The organism is Streptomyces sp. NBC_01351 (assembly GCF_036237315.1).
GTDB lineage: Bacteria > Actinomycetota > Actinomycetes > Streptomycetales > Streptomycetaceae > Streptomyces.
Window position 1 is genome coordinate 5,955,159 of sequence record NZ_CP108356.1, and the last position, 23,868, is coordinate 5,979,026.

Consider the following 23,868-nt stretch of genomic DNA (forward strand, 5'->3'; position numbering starts at 1 on the left):
GTGCGACGGGCGAAACCGGCCCGAGCGGTGCCACAGGCCCCAGCGGTGCAATGGGTACGGCGGGTGAGCCCGGCCCGACCGGGGCGACGGGCCCGACCGGGGCCACGGGTGCCACGGGAGAGACCGGCCTGACGGGTGCTACTGGTGCGACGGGTGACGCTGGCTCGATGGGTGCCACGGGTGCTACCGGGGCTACGGGTGACACCGGCCTGACGGGTGCTACTGGTGCGACGGGCGACGCCGGCCTGACGGGTGCTACTGGTGCGACGGGTGACGCTGGCTCGATGGGTGCCACGGGTGCTACCGGCGCTACGGGTGACACCGGCCTGACGGGTGCTACTGGTGCGACGGGTGACACTGGATCGACGGGGGCCACGGGGGCCACGGGGGCCACGGGCGACGCCGGTCTGACGGGTGCCACGGGTGCCACCGGAGCCACCGGTGACACCGGCCTGACGGGTGCTACCGGGGCTACGGGTGACACAGGCTCGACCGGCGCCACCGGTGCGACGGGTGCAACCGGGCCGACCGGTGCCACGGGCGCAACGGGGGCTGCCCTCGGGGCCGGTACGACCAGAGTGCTCGGGCCCCTCGTCAGCCCGGCTCAGAACGGTGGTACCGCGACGAGCACCGCAACGTGCCCTGCGGGGCAGAAAGCCATCGCCGGCGGATACATCGCGGGGACGAGGACGTTCCCCATCACCTTCGACCAAGCAACCTCTGTCACCCCCGATGACAGCTGGACCGTCCAGTTCCAGAACACCAACCCGAGCACCGTCACCACAACGAATCGGGCCATCGCGATCTGCTCGCCGTAACGGTGCACGCCCCGAAGAGGCTCGACGCCAGTCGCCAGTCGCCAGTCGCCAGTCGCCAGTCGCCTGCGCCGGCGACAGCAGCGACTGCGTCGAGATCGCGGATGCCCGAAGCCGTCCTGGTGCGGGACTCCAAGGACGTGGACGGCCGGCAGTTGGCCGTCGGGCCCGACACCTGGGCCGGGTTCGTGCGGTACGCCGCGGGCTGACGTCAGCCGACGTCGGTGAGGTCCGAGCCCGCCGGCCGGACCACGTCGCCGTCCTCGGTGTCGCAGCTGCCGGGACCGCCGGCGCCGCGGTGGACGCCGTCGTCGGCGCGGGTCCTGGCGGACGCGGCGAGGAAACCCGCGACGCCCGCGGCGATGCCGGCCACGCCGACGACGGTGAACCCGAATGCGTTCTTCGGTAGGGCCATGCCGACCTCCAGAGCAGTGCGGGAGTACCCAGCACTCTGCCCGGCCCCGGTGACCCCGACAAGTGCCGGGACCGGGGCGTCCGTCGGAGGGCTACGCCCCGGACTCCGCTACTGGCCCACCCGGCCGTCGACGCACTCGCGCAGCAGGTCGGCGTGGCCGCAGTGGCGGGCGTACTCCTCGATCCCGTGCACCAGCAGCTCGCGGATGGAGACGTTGTCCTTCCCCACGCGCACGCTCAGGTCCGTGTACTGGGCGAGCAGGGCGTCGGTCTCGGCCTGCTCGCGCGCCAGGTCCGCGTACGAGGCGTCGACCACGGCCTGGTCGGCGACGGCTCCGTTGAAGTCCCCGTCGGGCTCGCCGTACAGCGACGACAGCGGTTCACCGTCGAGGATCCAGTTGCGCCAGTCCCGTTCCACCTCGGCGAGGTGTCGGATCAGGCCGAGCAGCGACATCGTGGACGGCGGAACCGACCGGCGGGCCAGTTGCTCCGGGTCCAGGCCGTCGCACTTCATCCGCAGGGTGATGCGGTAGTTCGCCAGGAAGTCCTGCAGCGTGGCGAGTTCGCCCTCCGGGGTCTCCTCGTTGTTACGAGGGTCGTTGTCCGGGTCGGCCCACATGTCGGGGTAGACGGTGGCCTGGGTCCATCGCGAGGGTTGGTCACTCATGCGTCGCATGATCGTCCGTGAGGGCCGAGCGCGCCAGTCATTTACAGCTGTCGGTGCCGTGCCGGCTGAGGCGACCGCCCGCGCTGCGTGTATATGGCGTACACTTTCGTATATGACGTATACATCGTTGGGTTTAGGTGGCGGGCTCCAACTGCGCAGGTTCACCGGAATCACCGGAGTGGCGTTCGCGGCCCTCCAGGTCATCGAGGTGCCGCTCTACTTCGTCCACGACGGGGCGCCGCCCGACTCCAACGTGCTGACCCGCATCATGCTCAGCCTCGTCGTCCTCGTACTGCTCCTCGGCTTCGTCACGGGGCTTCGCGAGCTCATCCGCCAGGCCGACCCGGCCTGCGGCTGGGTTGCGGACCTTGCCCACGGCGCGGCACTGGCCTACATCGCGGTCACCTTCGTCGCGCACTCCCTGCAGGCCGGGGAGGTCATCGCCGCCCGAGAGCCGGTCGATCCGACGATCACCGCCGCGGGCACCTATCTTCTCTACGGCTCGATCGGACGCATCCTCACCGCGGTGTTCCTGGTGGCCGCCGGGTACGCCGCCGTGCGGAGCGGGCTGCTGCCCCGGTGGGCTGCCAGGTCGGCCTATGCCATCGCGCTGATCAATCTCGCGTTCGTCCCGTCGCTGTACTTCGGCAACGACACGGGACAGTTCTTCAGTGCCAACGGCTGGGGCACCACGGCGACCGTCGCGAGCCTCTACGTCTACTGGGTCCTCGCGGTCGGCATCGCCCTCATCGGACGGCTCCGGCGGCGAAACGCCCGCCACTATGCTGGGCGGCCGGGAGTGGCCTCGGAGAATCGGCGGTAGCAGGGTGTCAGGGGACAAGAGAGCGGCGGACACCTTCCGGCTCCTCTGGGAGGCGAAGGAGAGCTCCCGGTCCTCCCTCAGCGTCGGTGGCATCGTCGAGGCCGCCATCGCACTGGCCGATGCCGAGGGCCTGGGTGCGGTGTCGATGCAGCGGGTCGCCGGCGAGCTCGGCTATACCGCGATGGCCCTCTACCGGCACGTCCCCGGGAAGGACCAGCTGGTCGCCCTGATGGCCGACAGGGCCCAGGGCGCCCCGCCTGGGGAGTCGGCGCAGGAGTGGCGGGCCGAGATCCTGAACTGGGCCGACGCGGCGTGGGAGTTCTACCTCGCGCATCCCTGGATGCTGCGCGTGGCGACCACGGGCGCCCCGACCGGTCCGAACGAACTGGCCTGGTTCGAGGCCCTCCTGCGACCCCTGGCCCGGTCCGGCCTCGCAGCCGAGAACCTGGTCGCCACCGCCATGTTCGTGTCCAGCGCCGTACGTGACCTGGCCCGGATCGCCACCGAGATCGCCCCGTCGGGCTCCGACTACGGAGCCCTTCTGGCCCGGGTGGTCAGCCCTGACCGATTTCCCACCCTGGCCGCCCTGATGGCATCAGGGGCCGTGGAAGCGGAAGACGACGGCGATGTCAGACCCGCCCTCGACTTCGGCCTCAAGCTCATCCTCGACGGGCTCAAGACCCACACGTCGTGACCTCGGCCTTACGCACTCAAGGCCGCGAAGACGGCCCGGTTCGGCTTGCCGTCCGCGTCCTGCCACGGGGCCGTGACGTGGGTGCCGCCCGGGGTCGTCGCGGCGGCGTCCGCGCGCAGGACGTGGGTCACCGTCAGGGTCGGGCCGTCCTCGCCCGGGACCACCAGGACCGTGGGGTCCGGGGTGTCGCTCGCGTTCTGGTCCTGCGGGACCGCCTCGCCCCGCAGCAGCGCGCGGAGCCGGGCCTGCAGGACCGGGTCCCGGGTGCCGTCGTAGATCCAGCGGGTGCCCAGTACGCCGTGCTCCGACGTGCCGACGAGGGCGGGTTCCCCTTCGGGGAGCGGGGCGCCGCGGTAGGTCAGGGGGACGTGGTAGGTCACTCCGGCCGCCGTGTCCGTGACCACCATGAACTCCATGCCGACCTCGCCCTCCGGGTCGTCCAGCCTGAAGCCGCCCGCCTTCGCCAGCTCCGGGGTCCGGCCGGGCCGGCCCTCGTACCAGGGCTGCAACGGGAGCCAGGCCGCGACGAGTTCCAGCTTGCCGGGGGTCATGGTGGTGCGGTGGACGACAGCCATGCGGACGGGCCTCCAGATGTGAGAGTCGTACGACGATCTTAGGACGCGCCCCGCAGGGTGCGGGCGTACGACAGGAACGCCGCCAGCGCGAGGTCGAAGGCCGCGTCCGCGCGGCGGCCCGGGCCCACCGCCGCCAGGGCTCCGGCCAGCAGCGGGGTCTGCGCCGTCGGCTCCCACATGGCCTCGGGGGCCGCCAGGTCGAGGGCCGAGCCCAGGATCAGGTTCTCCAGGGCGGTCAGGAGCGGCATCACGTCCGGCTCGGCGAAGCCGGCGGCCAGCAGCAGGGCCACCGCGCGCTCGTAGCGGGCGAGGACCCTCGGGGCGCGCACCGGGTTGGTCATCAGGAGCGGGATGGCCCGGGGGTAGGCGGCGAAGGCGGCCCGGTAGGAGCGCGCCCAGTCCTCCAGAGCGCGGTCCCAGGGGGTCCCCGGGGGCAGGGGCAGGGTCAGGGCGTCGTCGGTGATCAGGTCGCACACCAGCTCCCGGATCAGCTCGATCACCCCCGCCCGGCCGTCCACGTGGTGGTACACGGAACCGGTCTGGACGCCGAGCGCCGGGGCGATCTGCGGAACGCTGAGCGATCCCGGTCCGCCACTGTTGCAGGGTGCACCAGGGCGTATGGTCCGCGTTGTGCGGCATCGGTGGTGTTGCGCTTGTGTCGTCGGCTACAACGGCGTGACTCCGCCCTCGGATGGCTCCGGGGCTTCCTGCGTCAGCGGCTAGGCCGCTGTGCAGAGGGCCAGCCCGGCCCGATTGAGCACATTGAGTGCGCCCACACGGTCGGCGTGGTCCACATGAGCGCACTTCGTGCACTGGAAGGTCTCGCCGTCGCGGTTCCCCACGTCCACGTGCCCACACTTGGGGCACGTGCGGGAAGTGTTGCGGGGGTCCACTGGGATCAGCCGTCGGCCGGCGCTCTCAGCCTTGCTTGCGAGGATGCCCAGGAACACCCCCCAACCCGCGTCCAGAATTCTCTTGGTCAAGCCCGTCTTGGCGGCGGCCCCGTTCTGCTCGAAGGTGCCGTCCGCGCGCGGGCGGGGTTTCGGGCGGCGAACCATGTTCGCGACACGCAGGCGCTCATGTGCAATCACGTCCGCTCCCCGCACGACGAAGTTCGCCACCTTGTGAGCGTGGTCGAGACGCTGGCGGCGCGCCTTCCTGTGTAGTTGTGCGACCTTGGACGCTGCTTGGCGCCGCTTTTTGGACCGACTCGTCCGGCCGAATGCCGCGACCGTACGCTGGGCAGCAACCAGCTTCTCGGCAACCTTGGCCGACGCCCTCGGGTTCTCAATGTGTGCGCCATCACTGGCAGTCAGGAAATGTGTGACTCCGAGATCGATACCCACCTGGCGTCCGGTGGCCGCGAGCGGCTGGGCTGCAACGTCGTCACACTGCAGCACGACGTACCAGCGTCGGCCCTCGCGCTTCACGCTGATGGTCTTGACCCGCCCTTTGACCAGGCGGTGCCGGTGCACCTTGACGTGTCCCACGCCTTGGAGGCGGACGCGAGTTACCCGGTCATTCGGAATGCTGTCCCACCGGCAGCCGTCCCTGTCTCGGGGGAATTCCACCGTGTCGAACCACCCCGACCCCTTGAACCTGGGGTACCCGGGCGTTTCACCGGCCTGGACGCGACGGAAGAACGCAGCGAACGCCTTGTCAAGGCGTCGGAGTGTGGCCTGCTGGGACGAGAACGACCACCGGCCCTGCTGCTCCGGGTCGGCTGCCCGGCCCTCGAAGCGTCGGGTGCCGCCCAGCGTGCCGCATCTGAAAGGGAAGACCGCCGTGCCCGCTGCCGACACCGTCCTCATCGCAGCCCGCGTCCGCACCCTCGACCCCGCCCGCCCCGAAGCCCGCGCGGTAGCCGTCCTCGGCGGCGGGATCGTGGCCGTGGGGGAGGAGTCCGACGTGTGCCGCGACTGGCGCGGCCCCGACACCGAGGTGATCGACCTCGGCGGAGCCACCCTCACCCCCGGCCTCACCGACGCCCACAGCCACCCCGTCTGGGGCATCGAGATGGCCACCGGCACCGACCTCTCCGCCGTACGGGACCTCGACCAGCTCCGCGCCGTCCTGCGCACAGCCGCCCGCAGCAAGGGCTGGGTCGTCGGCCACGGCCTCGACCACAACGCGTTCGGCGGCCGGCCCGTGGACCGGGCCCTCGTCGAGGAGGCCCTGGACGGCGCCCCCGCCTTCCTGCGCCTCTACGACGGCCACTCCGCGCTCGTGAACGGCGCGGCCCTCGCCGCCGCCGGCATCACCGGGCCGCGCGCCTTCGCCCAGCGCTCCGAGATCGTCTGCGACCCCGAGGGCCGCCCCACCGGCCACCTGATCGAGCACGCCGCGATGGCCCTGGTCAGCGCCCTCGTGCCCAAGCCCTCCGCCACCGAGCGCCGCGCGGGCCTCGTCTCGCTCCTCTCCGACATGGCCGCCACCGGACTCACCGGCGCCCACGTCATGGACATGGGCGACGGAGACGTACCGGCGCTCCTCTCCGCCGTCGAGTACGAGGGGCACCTGCCGCTCCGCCTGAACCTCGCCCCCTGGTGCATGCCGGGCGCCGACGACGACGCACTCGACGAGCTGATCGAGCTCCAGCGCCTCACGGGCCGGGACTGGCAGGTCGGCGGCGTCAAGTTCTTCATGGACGGCACCGTCGAGGGAGGCACCGCCTGGCTGGAGCACGCCGACTGCCACGGCCAGGGCACCGAGGCCTTCTGGCCCGACCCCGAGGCCTACGCCCGGGCGGTACGGGCCCTGGACGCGGCCGGGGTGCGTACGGCCACCCACGCCATCGGCGACGCCGCCGTCCGCCACGTCCTCGACACCGTGGAGGCGATCGGCGTACGGGCCCGGATGCGGCACCGCATCGAGCACATCGAGACCGTCCCCGACGACCAGCTGGAGCGGTTCGCGGAGCTCGGGGTGATCGCCTCCATGCAGCCCCCGCACACCGCGTACACCCGCGCCGACCACACCGACGAGTGGTCGAAGCGGCTGGGGGAGGAACGGGCCGCGCGGGCCTGGCGCTGCCGGGACCTGCGCGAAGCGGGAGCCGTCCTCGCACTGGGCTCCGACTGGCCGATCGCCGACTTCGACGCCCGCCAGGTGCTGGTCACCGCCCGCAGCCCGCTCGGGGCGGCCTCGGCCGGCCGGGCCCTGACCGGGCTGATGGCACTGGAGGGCATGACCTCGCACGCGGCGCTCGCGGCGGGGGAGGAAGGGGTGGCGGGCCGGATCGCACCGGGCTTCCGGGCCGATCTGACGGCGTTCGCACTGGACCCGGTCACGGCCGGGCCGGACGAGCTGGCCGAGGCCCCGATCGTCCTCACGATGTCGGGCGGGCGGATCACCCACCGCTGAGCGTCAGCGAGCTGTTCCGAAGTTCTGCGTCCAGTAGTGGTTCGGCTGCGCCAGGCCGATGCCGATCTCCTTGAAGGAGCAGTTCAGGATGTTCTGCCGGTGGCCGGGGCTGTTCATCCAGCCCTCCATGACCTTTTCGGGAGTGCTGTAGCCGTAAGCGACGTTCTCGCCGTACGAGCTCCACGCGTATCCGGCGCGGGTGATGCGCTGGCCCGCGTCGGATCCGTCGGAGCCCGTGTGGGACATGTTGCCGTGGGCGGCCATGTCCGCGCTGTGGTCCTGCGCGGCCTTGGTGAGCTTCGCGTTGAGGGTGAGGGCCGGGCACCCTGCGGCGGCGCGCTCCTGGTTGACGAGGGAGAGGACCGCGGCGGCGGCGCCGGAAGCCGGCGGGGCAGAGGTCTTCGGGGGCGCGGGCGCCGGCGGCCGGGTGACGACCGGTGGCTTCGTCGGCTGCGGCAGCGGGGGCGGCGTCGTCCGTACGACCGGCTGCGCGGACGCCGCGGGGCTGCTGGGGGAGGCGGCCGGCGGGCTGCTCGGGGGCGGGACGTCCACAGGCGCCTGAGAACTCGGGGTGGCCGAGGGCGCGTACTGCCACGGGCGCCTCTCCTGCGGGCTCGCGGCCCGCGTCCGACCGGTGTCCTGCGTGTCCCAGCAGGCCATGGCGACACCGGGGACACCCACGATTCCCAGAACACCGACGGCGATGACTATTTTCCTGTAGGGCTTCTTCTTCCGATGCCTCTGCATGCGTGACCTCATTCGGTGATCGCGAAGCTTCCGGAGCCCGAACCAAGGGGTGCCGGAGTGGCCGCCATTCTTAAAAGCCCTCCAACGGCCTGGCAAGTTTCCGATTCCGAGGTGCCCAGGGCATTCGAATCCCGGCTTGAAACGGGCCGGTGATCGTGCATGGTCACGATCTGATCACTGCCGCAACCGTCTGAGGGATTCTCAGAAAGGGCCGTGACCAGGCGGGTCGGCGACGGGCCTGCCGGTATCGCGGATTCCGTTCCCGCAGTTGAGGGGAATGTCGATTCCAAAACGGACAAATATCGAAATGTCGAGGGAGCGAAATCCCCTGTGAGCGCCCCGCGTCGACAGGCGTGCTGTGATGCATGTCACTCACTGGGCCTGGAACTTCCTGGCGGTGTGTCCCGTGAAGAAGGGGGAAGAAGCCGAGCTGGATTCGCGACCGGCTCGGCGATGGCCGCCGGCCCGGCCTGAGTTGCGGAGACCGATTGCGAAATCCGCGGTCACGTATTCCTGTGCCCGGTGGAGGGGACGCCGCGTGAGACGTTTGAACGTCGCCGTCGAGGCGGTGTTCCGCTACCGGCGGCGGCGGCCGGAGCCGTGGTGCTGGGAGGCCGTCGTCACGGCCGCCTGCGACAGAGAGGCGAACCGGGACGTCGACGCCGCGATGACCCAGGCCGGCCGGGCCGTCGCCGCGCATGCCGATCGGATCGCCGAGTCCCTCGACAAGCGTCTCAGGCTCATCGTCCGCGCCTCCGGTCACTCCATCGAGGTGCACGCCCTCGCCCTCGCCGGGATGGGCGACGTCCGGGCCCTGCCCGCCCTGCGGCGCCTCGCGAAGGACAGCCGGCTCCCGTCCGATCGCCCCGGGGACCCCACCCTCGCCCTCGACGTGTGCGGCTCGGCCGTGGCGTCCGGGAGCGGCAGCCATGGCCTGCCCTTCCTCGCCGACCTCGGCCCCCTGGCCGCAGCGCACACGGACACCGTGCGCGGCCTGATGGAGTCGCCCGGCGCCTGGACCAGGGTCGCCGCAGCGCACGCGTACCGGCGGATCACCGGAGACTCGGATCCGGCCGTGCCGGTGCTGCCGGCGGCCGTGGACCCGGCCTGGACGGGACAGCCGGCCATGCCGGTGCAAGAGGCCGTCCGAACCGGAGCCGGTGCTGCCCGTGCCTGCTGTCAGGCGCGGACTGCTGCGGAGGTGGCGAGGGCTGCGGCAAGGGGCGGCAGGGCCCCGTTGACCCGCGTCGTCAGGTGCGGGTGCGGAAGCGGTTCGCCAGCAGCGCCGCCGCCGGGTGCGGACCCGCGTGCTCGGGGTGGCGCGGCAGCCGGTGCGGGAGCGAGCCGAACCAGGCCCGCGAGACGAGGTAACCGAAGGCCAGGCAGAGCAGGCCGCCCACCGCGTCGAGCCAGAAGTGGTTGGCGGTGGCCACGATGACGACGAGCGTCGCCGCCGGGTAGAGCAGGCCCAGGATCCGGGCCCACGGGGCGGAGGCGACCGCGAAGATCGTCAGCCCGCACCAGAGCGACCACCCTATGTGCATGGACGGCATCGCCGCGTACTGGTTCGACATGTGCTTGAGGTTGCCGGAGGCCATGGAGCCCCAGGTGTGGTGCACCAGCACGGTGTCGATGAAGTCCTGCCCGTTCATCAGCCGGGGCGGCGCGAGCGGGTAGAAGTAGTAGCCGACGAGGGCCACGCCCGTGGTGGCGAAGAGGACCAGGCGCGTGGCCGCGTAACGCCCGGGATGGAAGCGGTAGATCCACACCAGCACGCCGATGGTCACGATGAAGTGGAGCGTGGCGTAGTAGTAGTTCATGCCCACGATCAGCCACGTCACCGAATCGACGGCGTGGTTGACGGACTTCTCCACGGCGATCCCGAGATCGTGCTCGATGCGCCAGATCCAGTCGGCGTTCGCGAGGGCGGCCGCCTTCTGTTCGGGCACCGCGTTGCGGATCAGCGAGTACGTCCAGTAGCTGACCGCGATGAGGAGGACCTCGAACCAGATCCGCGGCCGGCGCGGTGAGCGCAGCCTGGCGATCAGGGTGCGGTCGGACCCCGGGCGGGTCTCTTCCTCGGTCACGATGGGTGACGAGACGTCCGTCCGGGTTTCCAGTGTCTTCACGCTCGATTCACCCATGGGGAGAGAGTCTGCCAGATACGTACTCGCCTTCGATCATCCCTCGGGACGGTCTTGGGCGCAGTCTCTCCGTCCTAGGGACGACTCCGGCCCCGACCCTGCCCGGGGCCGGAGGCGGTGGAGCCCCGTACGACCAGTTCCGGCAGGAAGACGAACTCGCTGTGCGGGGCCGGCGTCCCGCCGATCTCCTCCAGCAGCGTCCGGACCGCGGCCTGGCCCATGGCCTGCACGGGCTGCCGGATGGTGGTCAGCGGCGGATCGGTGAACGCTATGAGCGGGGAGTCGTCGAAGCCGACCACCGAGACGTCCTGCGGGACGCGCAGGCCCTGCTGGCGGGCGGCCCGGATCGCGCCGAGCGCCATCATGTCGCTCGCGCACACCACCGCCGTGCAGCCCCGGGAGATCAGCGCGGAGGCCGCGGCCTGGCCGCCCTCCAGCGTGTACAGGGAGTGCTGGATGAGCTCCTCGACCTCGGCCTCGTCGAGCCCGAGCCGCTCCTTCATCCCGAGCCGGAAGCCCTCGATCTTGCGGAGCACCGGCACGAACCGCTTCGGCCCGACCGCCAGCCCGATCCGGGTGTGGCCGAGCGCGGTGAGGTGGGTGACGGCGAGCTGCATCGCGGCCCGGTCGTCGGGGGAGACGAAGGGGGCCTGGACCTTGTCGGAGAAGCCGTTGATGAGGACGTACGGGACGCCCTGCCCGCGGAGTTGGTCGTAGCGGCCCATGTCGGCGGTGGTGTCGGCGTGCAGACCGGAGACGAAGATGATCCCGGAGACCCCGCGGTCGACCAGCATCTCGGTCAGCTCGTCCTCGGTGGACCCGCCGGGGGTCTGCGTGGCCAGCACGGGGGTGTACCCCTGCCGGGTCAGGGCCTGGCCGATGACCTGGGCGAGCGCCGGAAAGATGGGGTTGTCCAGCTCGGGGGTTATCAGCCCGACGAGCCCCGCGCTGCGCTGGCGCAGCTTCACGGGCCGCTCGTAGCCGAGCACGTCGAGCGCGGCCAGCACGGACTCACGGGTGCCTGCGGCCACACCGGGCTTGCCGTTGAGCACGCGGCTGACTGTGGCTTCGCTGACCCCCGCCTGGGCTGCGATGTCGGCTAGCCGTGCGGTCACGGGATTGGACTGTACCGGTCGCACGTTTAAATTGCCCACCACGTGCACGAATCCGCCGGAAGCCGGACGGTGCGCCCGTCCGTCTCCACCGGGGCGCTGGAGAGTACGGGACGGCCGGGTGCGGGGAGTCCGACGGGGGTCGGCCGGGTGTTGAGGGTGCAGGCGAAGCCGGGGCGGGTGAAGAGGAGTACGTCCTCGGGCGCGGACTGCCAGGTCAGCGGGCCCGCCTCCGGTGCGCCCAGGCCCGGCATGGCGCGGCGCAGTTCCAGGGCCGCGCGGTAGAGCTCCAGGGTGGAGTGCGGGTCGCCGGTCTGGGCGGCCACGCTGAGCTCGCCCCACCCGGCGGGCTGCGGCAGCCAGGTCCCGCCCGGCCCGAAACCGTACGGCGGCTCGGCGCCGGCCCAGGGCAGCGGCACCCGGCAGCCGTCGCGCAGACCCTCCTGGCCGGCGGTGCGGAGGAAGGCCGGGTCCTGGCGGGCTTCGTCCGGGAGGTCGGTGACCTCGGGGAGGCCGAGCTCCTCGCCCTGGTAGACGTACGCCGATCCGGGCAGGGCCAGCATCAGCAGGGCGGCGGCACGGGCGCGGTCCAGGCTGCCGAAGCGGGTGCGGTGGCGGACCACGTCGTGGTTGGACAGCACCCAGGTGGTCGGGGCGCCGACGGAGGCGGTGGCGGCCAGGGACCCGTCGATGACGGTGCGCATCGCGGCCGGGTCCCACGGGCAGTTCAGGAAGCGGAAGTTGAAGGCCTGGTGCAGCTCGTCCGGGCGGACGTACAGGGCGAGCCGCTCGGAGGTCGGGGCCCAGGCCTCGGCGACCCCGATGCGCGTCCCCTCGTAGGAGTCGAGGAGGCGGCGCCAGGAGCGGTGGATCTCGTGGACCCCGTCCTGGTCGAAGAAGGGGAGCGGCTCGGTGCCGATGAGGGTGGCCTGGGCGCCGCGGCCGATGTCGGGCAGGCCGGGGGCCTTGACCATGCCGTGGGCGACGTCGACGCGGAAGCCGTCGATGCCGAGGTCGAGCCAGAAGCGCAGGACGGAGGCGAACTCCTCCGCGACCTCGGGGTTCTCCCAGTTCAGGTCGGGCTGCTCGGGGGCGAAGAGATGCAGGTACCAGTCGCCGTCCGGGGTGCGGGTCCAGGCGGGGCCGCCGAAGACGGACTCCCAGTCGTTGGGCGGGAGCTCGCCGCCGGCGCCCCGGCCCGGGTGGAAGTGGTAGCGGGCCCGTGCGGCCGGATCGCGCAGGGCCTCCCGGAACCAGGGATGCTCGGCGGAGGTGTGGTTCGGGACGACGTCCACGATGACCCGCAGCCCGAGCGCGTGCGCGGCCGCGACGAGCGCGTCGGCGTCGGAGAGGTCCCCGAAGAGGGGGTCGACGGCCCGGTAGTCGGCGACGTCGTAGCCGCCGTCCGCCTGCGGGGAGACGTAGAAGGGGGTCAGCCACACCGCGTCGACCCCGAGGCGGGCCAGGTGCGGGAGGTGCTCGCGCACCCCGCGCAGGTCCCCGACGCCGTCGCCGTCGCTGTCGGCGAAGGACCGTACGTAGACCTGATAGATGACGGCATCGCGCCACCAGCCGCCGCTCGCGGTCACGCTGCCGGAAGACGCGTTGCTGGAAGCGCTTGCAAGCCGGGAGGCGGTCAGCTCATGGGTCATATCGGGGTCAACGCGTGTACACGCCCCCTGGTTGCGGGCCCGGGCAGTCGAAGGTGACTCGAACTAACAGCAAGCTGCGGCAACCGTACGGACACACGGATGTAACGATCAGCTCGTCTTGCAGAAAATTGCCGCAAGGTCTTTCGGTCGGCTTGCAGGCTTGTTACGTTCCCTGCAACTCGGGACCGCGAGGGCGCGGCCGGGATCATCGAAGGAGTTCATATGCGGCGTGGCATAGCGGCCACCGCGCTGGTCGCGACCCTGGCACTCGCGGCGACGGCTTGCGGCGGTGACACCAAGGGCGACGGTGGAGAGACCAAGTCCGGCGGCGAGCTTTCCGGCACGGTCACGTGGTGGGACACCTCGAACGACGCCGAGAAGGCCAGCTTCCAGAAGATCGCCGAGGCGTTCACCGCGAAGCACCCGAAGGTCACCGTCAAGTACGTCAACGTGCCGTACGGCGACGCGCAGAACAAGGTCAAGAACGCCTTCAGCAGCGGCTCCGACGCCCCCGACGTGATCCGCGCCGACGTCGGCTGGGTCGCCGACTTCGCCTCGCTCGGCTACCTCGACGAGGTCCCGGCCGAGACGGCCAAGAAGGTCGACGCGGAGTTCCTCAAGCAGGCCGCGGCCAGCGGCAAGTTCGAGGGCAAGACCTACGCGGTGCCGCAGGTCATCGACACCCTCGGCCTCTTCTACAACAAGAAGATGCTCGCCGACGCCGGTGTCCAGCCCCCCACCACCCTGGAGGAGCTGAAGACCGCCGCCGCCGCGATCAAGAGCAAGACCGGCAAGGCCGGCCTCTACCTCCGCGGCGACGACTCCTACTGGTTCCTCCCGCTGATCTACGGCGAGGGCGGCGACCTGGTCGACGCGAAGAACAAGACCGTCACGGTCGACAACGCGGCGGGCGTCAAGGCCTTCAAGACCGCGCGCGACCTGGTCAGCTCGGGGGCGGCGCTCACCAATGCCACCGACGGCTGGGTGAACATGCAGACCGCCTTCAAGACCGGGGAGGTGGCGATGATGATCAACGGCCCGTGGGCCGTCGCCGACACCTACGCGGGCGACCAGTTCAAGGACAAGGCCAACCTCGGCGTCGCCGCCGTCCCGGCCGGCTCGGTCAAGGCCGGCGCCCCGCAGGGCGGCCACGACCTGGCCGTCTTCGCCGGGTCGAAGAACCGCGACGCCGCGCACGCCTTCGTCGAGTACATGACCTCGCAGGAGGTGCAGGTGCAGTCGGCCAAGGACCTCAGCGTGCTCCCGACCCGCACCGCCGCCTACGAGCAGCCCGACGTCAAGGGCAACGAGATGGTGCAGTTCTTCAAGCCGGCCGTGGACAAGGCCGTCGAGCGCGCCTGGATCCCGGAGAACGGCTCCCTCTTCGAGCCGCTGAAGGTCGAATACACCAAGGCGATCACCGGGGCTTCGAGCCCGGAGGACGCGGCCAAGGCGGCCGGAGTCGAGTTCCGCAAGATCCTCAAGGGTTGGAAGTAGTAGATACAGATGGCTGCTCACACCAGCCAGTCGGTGGCGAAGGCCGCGGGCGACGGAGTCGGGAACACCGACGTCGCCCGCGGCCGGAGCCGCAGGACTGACAGCAGGAACGACAGCAGGAACACGGGCGGACCGGGGCGCGGCGGGTTCAAGCGCGCCCTCGCCACCCACTGGTACGCCTGGGCCATGATCGCCCCGGTGGTGCTCGTCCTCGGCGTGATCATCGGATGGCCGCTGGTCCGGGGCATCTACCTGTCGCTGACCGACGCCAACGAGCGCAACGTCTCCCGCACCATCGGCGTCCGCCACATCGAGGCCACGTACGAGTTCGTCGGACTCGACAACTACGCGGCCGTGCTCAGCGACCCGGTGTTCCTGCAGCGACTGGTGTGGACGGTCCTGTGGACCGTCGGCTGCGTGTCGATCACCTTCACGCTCGGCCTGGTGCTGGCCAACATGCTCAACCGGGACTTCCGCGGCCGCGCCGCCTACCGGATGGCGCTGATCCTGCCCTGGGCCGTGCCCGGCTTCGTCTCCGTCTTCGCCTGGCGGTTCCTCTTCAACCGCGACAACGGCATCCTCAACAAGATCCTCGACGGCGGCGGCATCGCCGCGATCCCGTGGCTCGACGACCCGACCTGGGCCAAGTTCTCGGTCATCGCCGTCAACGTCTGGCTCGGCGTCCCCTTCATGATGGTCGCCCTGCTCGGCGGACTGCAGTCCATCCCCGGCGAGCTCTACGAGGCCGCCGAGATGGACGGCGCCACCCCCTGGCAGCGCTTCCGCCACATCACCCTGCCCGGGCTGCGCGCGGTGAGCATGACGGTGATCCTGCTCTCCACCATCTGGACCTTCAACATGTTCCCGGTGATCTTCCTGCTCACCCGGGGCGGCCCGGGCGACTCCACGGAGATCCTCGTGACCCAGGCCTTCCGCGAGGCCTTCGTCAGCAGTCCGCGCGACTTCGCCGGATCCGCGACCTGGGGCGTGCTGATCCTCCTGCTGCTCATGATCTTCGCGCTGGTCTACCGGCGCTCGCTGCGCAAGCAGGGAGAGGTGTGGTGACCGTGACCAACGTTCGTACGCGCGGGAGCCGCTCCCCGCTCGCCTCCGTCGGCCTGCACGCCACCCTCGTCGTCGCCGCCGTCATCGCCGTCTTCCCGGTGCTGTGGATCCTGCTGACCTCGCTCAAGCCGGCCGAAGACGCCATCACCACGGACTTCGTCAAGGAACCCACGCTCTCCAACTACCAGTACCTGCTGGAGTCGAGCCACTTCCTCAGCTGGTTCGCGAACTCCGTCCTGGTCGCCGGCGTCACCACCGTCCTCGGTGTGTTCATCGCCGCCACCACCGGATACGCGGTCAGCCGCTTCAAGTTCCCCGGCATGAGGCCCCTGATGTGGACCCTGCTCATCACGCAGATGTTCCCGATGGCGATCCTCATCGTCCCGCTCTACAACCTGATGGGCGACCTCGGGCTGCTCAACCAGCCCCTCGGCCTGATCATCACGTACCTCACCATCGCCGTGCCGTTCTGCGCCTGGATGATGAAGGGCTTCTTCGACACCATCCCGGTGGAGATCGACGAATCCGGCCGCGTCGACGGGCTCAACCCCTTCGGCACCTTCTGGCGGCTCATCCTGCCGCTCGCCAAGCCCGGCCTCGCCGTCACCGGCTTCTACTCCTTCATCACCGCCTGGGGCGAGGTCGCGTACGCCTCCGCCTTCATGGTCGGGGAGGAGAACCTCACCCTGGCCGGCGGACTGCAGACCTTCGTCACGCAGTACACCTCCAACTGGGGCGCCATGAGCGCGGCGTCCGTGCTCATCGCGATCCCCGCAGCGATCTTCTTCGTCTTCGCCCAGCGTCATCTCGTCGCCGGAATGACGGCAGGCGCCACCAAGGGCTGACCACCCTGCCCGCCGTCCCCTTCCCTCCGCGGCCCGATCTCCACAAGGACACCATGACCCAGCACCTCGCCGACGCACTTCCCACCTCCACCGGCACCCAGCCCGGCTGGTGGAGAGAAGCGGTGATCTACCAGGTCTATCCGCGCAGCTTCGCCGACTCCAACGGGGACGGCATGGGGGACCTCGAAGGCATCCGCAGCCGACTGCCCTACCTCAAGGAGCTCGGCGTCGACGCCGTCTGGCTGAGCCCCTTCTACGCCTCCCCGCAGGCGGACGCGGGCTACGACGTCGCCGACTACCGGGCCATCGACCCGATGTTCGGCACCCTCCACGACGCCGACGCCGTGATCCGCGAGGCCCACGAGCTGGGCCTGCGCATCATCGTGGACCTCGTCCCCAACCACTGCTCCGACCAGCACGAATGGTTCAAGCAGGCACTGCGGGAGGGCCCCGGAACCCCGCTGCGCGAGCGCTTCCACTTCCGCGCGGGGCGGGGAGCGGACGGCTCGGAGCCCCCGAACGACTGGGAGTCCATCTTCGGCGGCCCCGCCTGGACCCGGGTCGCCGACGGTGAGTGGTACCTGCACCTCTTCGCCCCCGAGCAGCCCGACTTCAACTGGGAACACCCCGCAGTCCAGGACGAGTTCCGCTCCGTGCTCCGCTTCTGGCTGGACCTGGGCGTGGACGGCTTCCGGATCGACGTCGCCCACGGCCTGGTCAAGGCCCCCGGCCTGCCCGACCTCGGCCGCGACGAACAGCTCAAGCTGCTCGGCAACCAGGTGCTGCCCTTCTTCGACCAGGACGGCGTCCACGAGATCTACCGCTCCTGGCGCCTCGTCCTCGACGAGTACGCGGGCGACCGCATCGGCGTCGCCGAGGCATGGACGCCCAGCGCGGAACGCACCGCGATGTACCTGCGCCCCGACGAGCTGCACCAGGCCTTCAACTTCCACTACCTGAACACCGGTTGGGACGCCGAAGCGCTGCGCGCCTCCATCGACGACTCGCTCGACGCGATGCGGCCGGTCGGCGCCCCGACCACGTGGGTGCTGTCCAACCACGACGTGGTCCGGCACCGCACCCGCTTCGGCAGCCTGGCGCGCGCCCGTGCCGCCGCCCTGCTGATGCTGGCCCTGCCCGGATCGGCGTACGTCTACCAGGGCGAGGAGCTCGGCCTCCCCGAGGTCACCGACCTCCCGGACGAGGTGCGCCAGGACCCCTCCTTCTTCAAGGCCAACGGCCAGGACGGCCTGCGCGACGGCTGCCGCGTACCGCTGCCGTGGTCGGGGGAGGAAGCCCCGTACGGCTTCGGGACCGGGGGCAGCTGGCTGCCGCAGCCGGCCGACTGGGCCGGGCTGAGCGTGGAGGCGCAGACCGGGGACCCGGCCTCCACCCTGGAGCTGTACCGCGCGGCGCTGCGCCTGCGCCGGGAGCGGCCGGAGCTGGGCGCGGGCGACGGCGTGGAGTGGCTGGATGCCCCCGAGGGCGTACTGGCCTTCCGCCGGGGCGACTTCGTGTGCACGGCCAATACGACGGGGGCTGACGTGCGGATGCCGGCGCCGGGCGGCCGGGTGCTGCTGTCCAGCACGGACATCGCCGACATCGCCGACGTGGATTCCGGCGTCCTCCCGGCCGACAGCACGGTGTGGTGGGAGGTGTGACCTCCCCGTCGGGCTCCCCACTACGGCTGACGGACATCGCCTCGCAGGCCCAGGTCAGCGAGGCGACCGTCAGCCGGGTGCTCAACGGCAAGCCGGGCGTCGCGGCCGGCACCCGGCACAAGGTGCTGGCCGCGCTCGACCTGCTGGGCTACGAGCGTCCCGTACGGCTGAAACGGCGCAGCAACGGGCTGGTCGGGCTGCTGATCCCGGAGCTGACGAATCCCATCTTCCCGGCGTTCGCGCAGGTCATCGAGCAGGCGCTGGCCGGGCACGGGTACACCCCGGTGCTGTGCACGCAGACCCCGGGCGGGGCCACCGAGGACGAGCTGGTCGAGCAGCTGGAGGAGCGCGGGGTCACGGGCATCGTGTTCCTGTCGGGCCTCCACGCGGACTCGACCGCCGACCCGTCGCGCTACCAGGGGCTGGCCGCCCGCGGGGTCCCGTTCGTCCTGATCAACGGCTTCAACGAGGCCGTCAACGCCCCCTTCATCTCCCCGGACGACCGGGCGGCGGCCGATATGGCGGTGCGGCACCTGGAGGACCTGGGCCACCGCCGGATCGGCCTCGCGATAGGGCCCACCCGCTACGTGCCGTCGGCGCGCAAGGAGGCCGGCTTCCTCGCCGCACTGCCCGGGGCCGAGGCCGACGGGCTGATCCAGCGCACCCTGTTCACGGTGGAAGGCGGCCACGCGGCGGGCATGGCCCTGCTGGAGCGGGGCTGCACGGGCATCGTGTGCGGCAGCGACCCGATGGCCCTCGGCGTCATCCGCGCGGCCCGCGAACGGGGGCTGCGGGTCCCGGAGGACGTCTCGGTGGTCGGCTTCGACGACTCCCCGCTGATCGCCTTCACGGACCCCCCACTGACGACCGTCCGCCAGCCGGTCCGCGCCATGGCCACGGCCGCGGTGGGCGCGCTGCTGGAGGCGGTGTCGGGCACGCCGGTGCAGCGCACGGAGTACATCTTCCAGCCGGAGCTGGTCGTGCGGGGGTCTACGGCCATGGCGCCTTAGGGGGCGGGGCGTCTACGGGTTCACGCGCGTGCGGGGCCTCCACCCCCCAAGCCCCCCGCCCCTGGCCGGTGTTTGCCCACCCGCCCCCTCCGCGTCGGGGAGCGAGTGGGCCGTGCTGTGCGGCGGGGGCTTCGGGTTGGCGGGGTCCCAGCGGGGCGGAATCAGGGATGTCTTGGGGGTTTCCCGTCAGTCTCATCGTCCTTCCGTGTCGTGACGGCCTGTCAAGGGCGCTCCTCCTTCGTCGTCGCGTCGCTGCGCGATGGCCTTCGGCCACCCTTGACAGACCGCCCCGCCACGGAAAAACGAAGACTGCCGGGAAACCCCCAAAAGAACGGGCCGGGACAGAGATCCCAGGGGCGGCCATGTCACGGATGTCCGACCCCGCTTGCAGGGAGGCGGGCCCTGCCCGAACCCTCCCAGGCCGCCCTCCGGGCCGGGGAGGCGGCCGGCCTCCGCCAAACTCGACCACAAGCCCCTCGGGGGAGGCTGGGCGCGTCAGATCGCTACGCGCTTCTCACGTCTCGGCGTCTGCGGCCCGTCTGAGGCTGCTATTCGGCTGACTGAACGTCGTCGACGGCGATGGACGTCACCCGCTCTACCAGGACACCGACGACTGACACCGAGCCAGCAGGCGGTGCGAGGATGGCGGTGTGTTCCGGGAGACGACCGGCGCGAGGGCGCGGGCAGGTTTCCAGCGGTCGGAGGCGGCATGGCCAAGGAATTCCAGGTGACTTACGACTGCGCCGATCCGGGCGCGCAGGCGGAGTTCTGGGCTCGCTGGGATACGAATTCTGCCTGGATTGAGGGCAGGGTGGCGGCTTGGAGAAGGCCCCCGCACGAGCGTGACCCGTCAGGTGAGCGTGTCGAGATCGGCGAGGAGGCGGGAAACGGCGAGTCCGGTGGTGAGGTACTCCTCGAAGAGCCGGTTGTTGAGGGCCGAGGGGGACCGCCTCTGCCGGATGGTCTCGATGGCTGTCGTCGTTTCCCAGCCCATCTCGATGAGAGCCTGCGCCACGACCAGGCCGGAGCGGTTGTAGCCGGAGTGACAGCGGACCAGGACCGTACGCCCGTCCCGGACGCCTTGGGCGGCGGTGCGGGCGAGCTCCTGGGCGGTGTGGATCTGCTCGGCCGTGAGCGGGCCGTCGGGAATCTCGGCGACCAGGTGGTCGATGCCCGCGTCGGGTCCGTGGCCGGGGCGGGTGTACAAGCTGATGACCAGGTCGAACTCCCCACTGGCGACCACTGCATGCCTGTAGCCCAGGTCATCGGTCCAGTGGTGACCGCCCATCCACAGCCCTGCCGTGACCTCGTTCCAGGGGGCCTGAGGATCGGGCACCCCGCGATCCTTCTGGCGTGTCTTCAACTCGGTTCCCCTTCGGGTTGGCGAGGTGGGCAGCTCCCACTCCCATGCTCCACGCCTTGTCCGCCGGACGTGTCGCAGACGCCGAGATATGGGGAGCGCGTAGCGATCTGACGCGCCTGTCGGCTCCGGATGTGCTTCTGGCCGCTGTTGCGTGGGGGATCAGCCCAAGACGGCGGTCGGACGCTGAGAAATGAGGAGCGCGTAGCGATCTGATGCGCCTGTCGGGGGCTGGGGTGCTTGTGGTCGCTGTTTGGTGATGGCCGGCCGCCTGCCCGGCCCGGAGACCGAGGTGGGGGCCCGGGCTCGGGCCTGCCCCCTACCGGAGCAGGGTCGGGCATCCCCGACCACCCCGCCCTTTTCCTTTCTCCTCCCGGCCCGTTCTATTGGGGGTTTCCCGGCAGTCTTCGTTTTTCCGTGGCGGGACGGTCTGTCAAGGGTTGAGCGCAGCGAAATCGCGAAGCGACGCGACGAAGGAGCGCCCTTGACAGGGCGGCCCGACGCGGAAGGACGATGAGACTGACGGGAAACCCCCAACCCTCTCTGATTCTGATCAGCTCGGCCCCCGCCACCCCCCGGACCTCGCCTCGCCCTGCCGTCCAGGTGCTTCATGCGGGCAGCGTCTCAGCCGCGAGTGACTTCGGGGAGCGTGGCCGGTCACCTGACTTCGTCGGCGCAACGCGCCCCGTGTCACCGCCGGGTGAGGAACCATGCGGTGCCGTCCGGGCCGGTGAAACTCAGGACGGGGGAGGCGACGGTGCCGCCCGCAACGCGGAGCATGATGTCGCCGGTGCCGGGCAGGCACGGCGTGGTGATCCTGTCCCGGATCAGCCAGACCTGGACCGAGGTCGTCATCTGCGGGTGGTCGAGGTTCCAGTCGGCGTTCTCCGAACATGCCTGCCGGTGCAGGGTGTAGTGGCCCCGGCTCCCCTCTCCGTAGTCCCCGTCGGTCAGCTTGAGGGTGAGGTCGTGCTCGCGAGCGGTCCAGGTTCCGGTGTAGTCCACGTCCTCCATCCCCCCACCCGAGAACAGCGCGACCACCAGCGCGACCGCGGCCACGGTGGCCGCGGCCTTGCCGGCCCGGCGGGCGGGGATCCCGCCGCCATCGGCTGCCGGCTCGGGCCGCTTGAGCAGGAGGCTGACGAAGGCGGCGACCAGAGACGCGTACAGGGAAGTCGCGCACCAGGGGAACCAGCCACCCGTCCCCGCCCACACCAGGGTCACCATGACGGCAAGGAGAGCTGTCGCCGATGCCCCCGCCCACCAGGCCGCATCGGACTTCCGGCGTGCCAGCGCGATCGCGAAGCTCACCACCGCACAGAACCCGGCCACGAGCAACATGCCCAGTACGACAGCGCCGTTGGAGTAGTCGGGCCTCAGGGTCGTGGGCTCGGCGAGTACGAACCCCACCGTCAGCCCCACCGCCTGAGCGCTGAATGCCGACCACAGCGCCATGCCGAGCAGTCTCTGTGATGGTCTGCCCATGTCGCCCCCGGTTGAACAGGTTCAATTATCGGCGTCATGGTACGCCACGCCTCTCATGCGGCTTCCTCGGTGGTCCGAGTCGGCTCCGGTGGGGGAGCCCCGCCAGGACACGTGGAAGAAACAATTCTGCAATTTCTTGCGCAAGGTATTGCAGGGCGGGTGACGGGCACTTACGGTCGCCAGCAATCCCCCCTCTCCGCCAGGAGGCCCCACATGCCCCCCACAGCAGGAACCGCAACAACCGGCAGAGCCTTGCTGGCAGCAACCGTGCTCACGGCCGGCGCCCTCACCGCCGTCGTGCCGCAGGCTCAGGCCGCGCCCCCCGGCGACAGGGACGTCACCGCCGTGCTGTTCGAGTGGCGGTTCGACTCCGTGGCCAAGGCCTGTACCGATTCCCTCGGGCCCGCCGGGTACGGCTACGTGCAGGTCTCGCCTCCGCAGGAGCACATTCAGGGTGCGCAGTGGTGGACCTCGTACCAGCCCGTGAGTTACAAGATCGCCGGGCGGCTCGGTGACCGGACCGCGTTCAAGGTCATGGTCGACACCTGTCACGCCGCCGGGGTGAAGGTCGTCGCCGACTCCGTCATCAATCACATGGCGGCGGGGGACGGGGTCGGAACGGGCGGGTCTTCGTACACGAAGTACAACTACCCCGGGATCTACTCCGGTTCCGACATGGACGACTGTCGGGCGACGATCTCGAACTACCAGGACAAGGCCAACGTGCAGAACTGCGAGCTCGTGCAGCTCGCGGATCTGGACACCGGTGAGGACTACGTCCGGGGCCGGATCGCCGGATACCTGAACGACCTGCTGTCGCTGGGCGTCGACGGCTTCCGGATCGACGCCGCCAAGCACATGCCCGCCGCCGACCTCGCCAACATCAAGTCCCGGCTGACCAATCCGGGGGTGTACTGGAAGCAGGAGGCGATATACGGGGCGGGGGAGGCCGTGTCGCCCGCCGAGTACCTCGGTAGTGGTGACGTGCAGGAGTTCCGGTACGCGCGGGACCTGAAGCGGGTCTTCCAGAACGAGAACCTGGCCTATCTGAAGAACTTCGGCGAGGCATGGGGGCACATGGCGAGCGGGCAGTCCGCCGTCTTCGTCGACAACCACGACACCGAGCGCGGCGGTGACACCCTCAACTACAAGAACGGGTCCGCGTACACCTTGGCGAGCGTCTTCATGCTGGCCTGGCCCTACGGTTCCCCGGACGTGCACTCCGGCTACGAGTTCAGCGAGCACGACGCCGGCCCGCCGAACGGCGGCTCGGTGAGTGCCTGCTACGCCGACGGATGGAAGTGCCAGCACGCCTGGCGGGAGATCTCCTCCATGGTCGGATTCCGCAATGCGGCCCGCGGGCAGGCCGTCACCGGCTGGTGGGACAACGGCGGCGACCAGATCGCCTTCGGGCGCGGCTCCAAGGCGTACGTGGCGATCAACCACGAGGCGAGCGCCCTGACCCGGACCTTCCAGACCTCCCTCGCCGCCGGCGACTACTGCGACGTGCAGAGCGGGCGCACCGTCACCGTGAACGCCGGCGGCCAGTTCACCGCCACGCTCGCCGCCGGGACCGCCGTCGCCCTCCACGTGAACGCCCGTAGCTGCTCCGGCGGTACGACCCCGCCGCCCGCGACCACCTCCGGCGCGTCCTTCGCCGTCAACGCCACCACCGTCCTCGGCCAGAACGTCCACGTCGTCGGCGACCGCGCCGAGCTCGGCGCCTGGAACACCGGTAGCGCGCCGAAGCTCGACCCGGCCGCCTACCCCGTCTGGAAGCTCGACGTCACGCTCCCGGCCGGCACGTCCTTCGCGTACAAGTACATCCGCAAGGACGCCTCCGGCAACGTCACCTGGGAGAGCGGCGCCAACCGCACGGCCACCGTTCCCGCGAGCGGCAAGGTCACGCTGACCGACACCTGGCGCAGCTGAACCGCCC

The 23,868-nt window shown here is 70.6% G+C and carries 20 protein-coding genes and 2 pseudogenes; 10 read left to right on the top strand and 12 right to left on the bottom strand.

Features of this window, described 5'->3' with window-relative positions; genetic code table 11:
- Positions 1-604: 604 nt before the first annotated feature.
- The gene (locus tag OG625_RS27445) at positions 605-826 is read right to left on the bottom strand and encodes a hypothetical protein (protein WP_329386308.1); all 222 of its coding nucleotides are present in this window, start codon (positions 824-826) and stop codon (positions 605-607) included.
- A 93-nt stretch (positions 827-919) separates the two neighbouring features.
- On the opposite strand from OG625_RS27445, the gene OG625_RS27450 reads away from it, so the two are divergent.
- Positions 920-1,024, top strand: coding sequence for a DUF397 domain-containing protein (locus OG625_RS27450; protein WP_329386310.1), 105 nt, complete (start codon positions 920-922; stop codon positions 1,022-1,024).
- 2 nt (positions 1,025-1,026) lie between these two features.
- On the opposite strand, the gene OG625_RS27455 is transcribed toward OG625_RS27450, so the two are convergent.
- Both OG625_RS27455 and OG625_RS27460 read right to left on the bottom strand, forming a co-directional pair.
- The gene (locus OG625_RS27455) at positions 1,027-1,230 is read right to left on the bottom strand and encodes a hypothetical protein (RefSeq protein WP_329386312.1); all 204 of its coding nucleotides are present in this window, start codon (positions 1,228-1,230) and stop codon (positions 1,027-1,029) included.
- Positions 1,231-1,338: 108 nt separating this feature from the next.
- Positions 1,339-1,896, bottom strand: a complete 558-nt coding sequence (locus OG625_RS27460; RefSeq protein WP_329386314.1) for a DinB family protein — start codon at positions 1,894-1,896, stop codon at positions 1,339-1,341.
- Between the two features lie 127 nt (positions 1,897-2,023).
- On the opposite strand from OG625_RS27460, the gene OG625_RS27465 reads away from it, so the two are divergent.
- Together OG625_RS27465 and OG625_RS27470 are read left to right on the top strand one after the other, a co-directional pair.
- On the top strand, positions 2,024-2,719 hold the full coding sequence (locus OG625_RS27465) for a hypothetical protein (protein ID WP_329386316.1): 696 nt from the start codon (positions 2,024-2,026) through the stop codon (positions 2,717-2,719).
- A gap of 4 nt (positions 2,720-2,723) precedes the next feature.
- Entirely contained in the window at positions 2,724-3,413 is a 690-nt protein-coding gene (locus OG625_RS27470) for a TetR/AcrR family transcriptional regulator (protein WP_329386318.1), read from the top strand.
- 8 nt (positions 3,414-3,421) lie between these two features.
- Here the strand turns inward: OG625_RS27470 and OG625_RS27475 are convergent, their stop codons facing one another.
- From OG625_RS27475 to OG625_RS27485, 3 genes and pseudogenes are all read right to left on the bottom strand, one after another.
- Entirely contained in the window at positions 3,422-3,988 is a 567-nt protein-coding gene (locus OG625_RS27475; RefSeq protein ID WP_329386320.1) for a maltokinase N-terminal cap-like domain-containing protein, read from the bottom strand.
- Between the two features lie 38 nt (positions 3,989-4,026).
- Positions 4,027-4,572 (bottom strand): annotated as a pseudogene (locus OG625_RS27480) (TetR/AcrR family transcriptional regulator C-terminal domain-containing protein); the annotation flags it as partial.
- Between the two features lie 135 nt (positions 4,573-4,707).
- A pseudogene (locus OG625_RS27485) lies at positions 4,708-5,724 on the bottom strand (RNA-guided endonuclease InsQ/TnpB family protein); the annotation flags it as partial.
- 49 nt (positions 5,725-5,773) lie between these two features.
- Between OG625_RS27485 and OG625_RS27490 the strand changes: the two are divergent.
- Entirely contained in the window at positions 5,774-7,351 is a 1,578-nt protein-coding gene (locus OG625_RS27490; protein WP_329386322.1) for an amidohydrolase, read from the top strand.
- Positions 7,352-7,354: 3 nt separating this feature from the next.
- Here the strand turns inward: OG625_RS27490 and OG625_RS27495 are convergent, their stop codons facing one another.
- The 4 genes from OG625_RS27495 to OG625_RS27510 form a co-directional block, all read right to left on the bottom strand.
- The gene (locus tag OG625_RS27495; protein WP_329386324.1) at positions 7,355-8,098 is read right to left on the bottom strand and encodes a CAP domain-containing protein; all 744 of its coding nucleotides are present in this window, start codon (positions 8,096-8,098) and stop codon (positions 7,355-7,357) included.
- A 1,250-nt stretch (positions 8,099-9,348) separates the two neighbouring features.
- Positions 9,349-10,242 carry a phosphatase PAP2 family protein gene (locus OG625_RS27500; RefSeq protein ID WP_329386326.1) on the bottom strand — a complete coding sequence of 298 codons (894 nt, stop codon included), beginning with the start codon at positions 10,240-10,242 and terminating at the stop codon, positions 9,349-9,351.
- Positions 10,243-10,316: 74 nt separating this feature from the next.
- A complete protein-coding gene (locus OG625_RS27505) occupies positions 10,317-11,357 on the bottom strand; it encodes a LacI family DNA-binding transcriptional regulator (RefSeq protein WP_329386328.1) in 1,041 nt (346 codons plus the stop codon).
- Between the two features lie 26 nt (positions 11,358-11,383).
- Complete coding sequence (locus OG625_RS27510; protein WP_329386331.1) at positions 11,384-13,006, bottom strand: glycoside hydrolase family 13 protein; 1,623 nt, start codon at positions 13,004-13,006, stop codon at positions 11,384-11,386.
- Between the two features lie 222 nt (positions 13,007-13,228).
- On the opposite strand from OG625_RS27510, the gene OG625_RS27515 reads away from it, so the two are divergent.
- From OG625_RS27515 to OG625_RS27535, 5 genes are read left to right on the top strand one after another with little or no spacing between them, the layout of a single operon-like run.
- On the top strand, positions 13,229-14,503 hold the full coding sequence (locus tag OG625_RS27515) for an extracellular solute-binding protein (protein ID WP_329386334.1): 1,275 nt from the start codon (positions 13,229-13,231) through the stop codon (positions 14,501-14,503).
- Positions 14,504-14,512: 9 nt separating this feature from the next.
- The gene (locus tag OG625_RS27520) at positions 14,513-15,568 is read left to right on the top strand and encodes a carbohydrate ABC transporter permease (RefSeq protein WP_329386336.1); all 1,056 of its coding nucleotides are present in this window, start codon (positions 14,513-14,515) and stop codon (positions 15,566-15,568) included.
- Between the two features lie 2 nt (positions 15,569-15,570).
- On the top strand, positions 15,571-16,413 hold the full coding sequence (locus OG625_RS27525) for a sugar ABC transporter permease (RefSeq protein WP_329386337.1): 843 nt from the start codon (positions 15,571-15,573) through the stop codon (positions 16,411-16,413).
- Positions 16,414-16,466: 53 nt separating this feature from the next.
- Entirely contained in the window at positions 16,467-18,074 is a 1,608-nt protein-coding gene (locus tag OG625_RS27530) for a glycoside hydrolase family 13 protein (protein WP_329386339.1), read from the top strand.
- Positions 18,059-19,084, top strand: coding sequence for a LacI family DNA-binding transcriptional regulator (locus OG625_RS27535; protein WP_329386341.1), 1,026 nt, complete (start codon positions 18,059-18,061; stop codon positions 19,082-19,084). Before OG625_RS27530 ends, OG625_RS27535 begins: the two co-directional genes overlap by 16 nt.
- Before the next feature lie 850 nt (positions 19,085-19,934).
- Here the strand turns inward: OG625_RS27535 and OG625_RS27540 are convergent.
- Entirely contained in the window at positions 19,935-20,420 is a 486-nt protein-coding gene (locus OG625_RS27540; protein WP_329386343.1) for a protein-tyrosine phosphatase family protein, read from the bottom strand.
- Between the two features lie 714 nt (positions 20,421-21,134).
- Complete coding sequence (locus tag OG625_RS27545) at positions 21,135-21,899, bottom strand: hypothetical protein (protein ID WP_329386345.1); 765 nt, start codon at positions 21,897-21,899, stop codon at positions 21,135-21,137.
- A gap of 243 nt (positions 21,900-22,142) precedes the next feature.
- On the opposite strand from OG625_RS27545, the gene OG625_RS27550 reads away from it, so the two are divergent.
- Positions 22,143-23,861, top strand: a complete 1,719-nt coding sequence (locus OG625_RS27550; RefSeq protein WP_329386347.1) for a carbohydrate-binding module family 20 domain-containing protein — start codon at positions 22,143-22,145, stop codon at positions 23,859-23,861.
- The last annotated feature ends 7 nt before the right edge of the window (positions 23,862-23,868 follow it).

Excerpts from the sequence above, each read along its gene's own strand:
- OG625_RS27520 (WP_329386336.1), top strand. The coding sequence starts at position 14,513 with ATGGCTGCTCACACCAGCCAGTCGGTGGCGAAGGCCGCGGGCGACGGA.
- OG625_RS27545 (WP_329386345.1), bottom strand. The coding sequence starts at position 21,899 with ATGGCGCTGTGGTCGGCATTCAGCGCTCAGGCGGTGGGGCTGACGGTG.
- OG625_RS27455 (WP_329386312.1), bottom strand. The coding sequence starts at position 1,230 with ATGGCCCTACCGAAGAACGCATTCGGGTTCACCGTCGTCGGCGTGGCC.
- OG625_RS27510 (WP_329386331.1), bottom strand. The coding sequence starts at position 13,006 with ATGACCCATGAGCTGACCGCCTCCCGGCTTGCAAGCGCTTCCAGCAAC.
- OG625_RS27550 (WP_329386347.1), top strand. The coding sequence starts at position 22,143 with ATGCCCCCCACAGCAGGAACCGCAACAACCGGCAGAGCCTTGCTGGCA.
- OG625_RS27530 (WP_329386339.1), top strand. The coding sequence starts at position 16,467 with ATGACCCAGCACCTCGCCGACGCACTTCCCACCTCCACCGGCACCCAG.
- OG625_RS27495 (WP_329386324.1), bottom strand. The coding sequence starts at position 8,098 with ATGCAGAGGCATCGGAAGAAGAAGCCCTACAGGAAAATAGTCATCGCC.
- OG625_RS27460 (WP_329386314.1), bottom strand. The coding sequence starts at position 1,896 with ATGAGTGACCAACCCTCGCGATGGACCCAGGCCACCGTCTACCCCGAC.
- OG625_RS27515 (WP_329386334.1), top strand. The coding sequence starts at position 13,229 with ATGCGGCGTGGCATAGCGGCCACCGCGCTGGTCGCGACCCTGGCACTC.
- OG625_RS27450 (WP_329386310.1), top strand. The coding sequence starts at position 920 with ATGCCCGAAGCCGTCCTGGTGCGGGACTCCAAGGACGTGGACGGCCGG.
- OG625_RS27500 (WP_329386326.1), bottom strand. The coding sequence starts at position 10,242 with ATGGGTGAATCGAGCGTGAAGACACTGGAAACCCGGACGGACGTCTCG.
- OG625_RS27475 (WP_329386320.1), bottom strand. The coding sequence starts at position 3,988 with ATGGCTGTCGTCCACCGCACCACCATGACCCCCGGCAAGCTGGAACTC.